Annotated in this window: 2 protein-coding genes; one reads left to right on the top strand and one right to left on the bottom strand. The window is 70.0% G+C overall.

Features of this window, described 5'->3' with window-relative positions; genetic code table 11:
- A partial coding sequence (locus CIK81_RS17790; RefSeq protein WP_147272379.1) for an adenosine deaminase family protein occupies positions 1 to 1,447 on the top strand: 1,447 nt, incomplete at its 5' end.
- 153 nt (positions 1,448 to 1,600) lie between these two features.
- Here CIK81_RS17790 and CIK81_RS18855 read toward each other — a convergent pair.
- Positions 1,601 to 2,497, bottom strand: an 897-nt coding sequence (locus CIK81_RS18855; RefSeq protein ID WP_147272378.1) for an integrase core domain-containing protein, incomplete at its 5' end; no start/stop codon positions are given.

The following is a 2,497-nucleotide window of genomic DNA, read 5'->3' as shown; positions in this document are numbered from 1 at the left end:
CGTACGGTCCCTTCCCGCTGTCGCGCTGCACGACCACCTCGACGGCGGGCTGCGTCCCGCCACCGTGCTCCAGCTGTGCGCTGAGCTGGGCATCGCTCCGCCGCCGATCCCGCCCGCCCGGGACGCCGAGGGCGGCACCGACGTGCCCGGCGGAGCAGAGGCCCCCACCGCGCAGGACATCGCGGACTGGTTCCACACCGCAGCGGATTCTGGCTCCCTGCCCGCCTATCTCTCCACCTTCGACCGCACCGTGGCGCTCATGCAGACCGCTCCGGCGCTGCAGCGCATCGCCCGCGAGTTCGTGGAGGACATGGTCGCCGACGGCGTGGTCTACGCCGAGACCCGCTGGGCCCCGCATCAGCACACCGCCGGCGGGCTGACGCTCGACGCGGCGGTGCAGGCGGTGCAGGACGGGCTCGACGAGGGAGTGGCCGCCACCGAGGCCGCAGGCTCGACCATCGTGGTGGGCCAGCTGCTGTGCTACCTGCGCCACCTCGATCCCAGCGACGACCTGGTCGATCTCGCTATCGCCCGACGCGACACGGGGGTGCTGGGCATCGACCTCGCCGGCCCCGAGGCAGGGTTCCCCGCAAGCCGCTTCGCCGCGCAGTTCTCCCGCGCACGCGAGGCCGGCATCCACGTGACGATCCACGCCGGGGAGGCCGACGGACCCGCCTCGATCGCCGACGCCCTGGACTGCGGGGCGGAGCGCATCGGGCACGGCGTGCGTCTGGTCGAGGACATCGACGCCGACCCGGGCGCGACGAGCTCGGCCGATGACATGGCCGGTGAGACGGCTGGCGGCACGGCCGGTGGGGCGGCCGGTGAGATAGCCGGTGGGGCCACCGGTGACGCAGCCGATGGGGCGGCCGGCGAGACAGCCGGTGGGGCCGCCGGTGAAACAGCCGGCGGGCCGGCCGGCGCGCCGACGTCGACCCAGGGCTCTGCATCGACGCCCACCGCACGCTTCGGGCCGGTCGCCGCACGGGTGCACCGCGAGCAGATCTGCCTCGAGGTGTGCCCGAGCTCGAACCTGCAGACCGGAGCGGCCGCGGAGCTCTCCCTCCACGCCGTCGGACCCTTGCACGAGCTCGGCTTCGCCGTCGCGCTGAGCAGCGACAACCGCCTCATGAGCCGCACCTCCACGTCCCGGGAGATGACGCTGGCGGTGGAGACGTTCGACTGGACGCTCGATGACCTCGAGCAGGTGGTGCTCACCGGGCTCGACGCCGGTTTCGCCCCGGCCGCGACGCGGCAGACGCTGCGGAAAGACATCGTGCTGCCCGCCTTCCGCGCCACACGCGAGCAGTCCGCGCGCGAGCAGAGCGCACGCGGGCAGAGCGCAGGCGAGCCGGACGCGCGCGAGCCGGGCCCACGCGGGCACGCCGCACGTGAGCCGGGCGCACGCGAGCCGGGCGCACGCGGGCACGCCGCACACGAGTCCTGAACTGGGCGACGAGTTTTGCGCTCCAGACGACCGATGCGCGCGGTCACATCGGTCGTCTGGAGCGCAAAACTATGTCGACGCGAGCCTTGTCAGTGTGATGTCTCAGGACTTCGGTGACAGTTCTGTATCAGGACATCGGTGACAGTTGATGTCTCAGGACATCGGTGACGGTTCGGGGTTCTTCGGTGGCCGGCCTCGGCGTTTGCCGCTCCGTTGACCCGTGTGCTTGGAGGCGTATCGGATGCCGAGCGGGGGCCAAGCGTGCTCGGCCAGGATCTCGCCGTGAAGGTCGACGAACGTGACGCTGGCCTGTTCGACGAGGACGTGCACTTCCTGCTGGGCATGAGGGTAGGAGACCTGGAACGCGACGCCGTGGAGGGTGATCGTGCCGTTGTTGTTCACCACCCGTGTTCGTTCACCGGTCTGGATGACCCGCTCCCGGGGGAGCTTCCGGGAACGCTTCTTGCTGTCCCCGACGGACTCGATGATCAGGCTGGGCTCCACGACAGGCCGGGGAGACGGTGCCGGCTCAGTCGCGTCCCAGGCTTGGCGTGGTGTGATCCGTCCGGGAAGTCCCTGGTGAGGGCGTTGCTCGTTATAGATGACGTCGAACTCGTCGACCTGTGCTTGGAGCTCTTCGATGCTTCCCGCGATGGGCTGCTTGTCCAGCCAGCGGAACAAGGTCTGGTGGAATCGTTCGTTCTTGCCCTGCGTGGTCGGCTTGTAGGGCTTCCCGGTGATCGCCTCGACTCCCAGCGCGGTCACGTGGATGACGAGCTGGCCCTTCATCCCACGGCGCGTGGGGTTCAGCGCGGCTCCGTTGTCGGTGAGCAGACGCTGTGGAGTTCCGCAACGCGCGGTGCCCTTGTTGAACACCGCGATCGCTGCTTCAGCGGTCTCGCTGCCCGCCACGTGAGAGGCGACCGCGAGGCGCGAATGATCGTCCTGGAGCTGGAAGATCACGCAGGTCCGGCCGTTGGTGAGGACGTACTGGGTCGCATCCAGCTGCCAGCACGCGTTCGGTGCCGGATAGACGAACCGCCGCCAGGA

It is taken from the genome of Brachybacterium sp. JB7, from assembly GCF_003335205.1.
GTDB lineage: Bacteria > Actinomycetota > Actinomycetes > Actinomycetales > Dermabacteraceae > Brachybacterium > Brachybacterium alimentarium.
The sequence above is the reverse complement of the archived record's forward strand: the minus strand, read 5'-3'. Positions and strand labels throughout refer to the sequence as shown.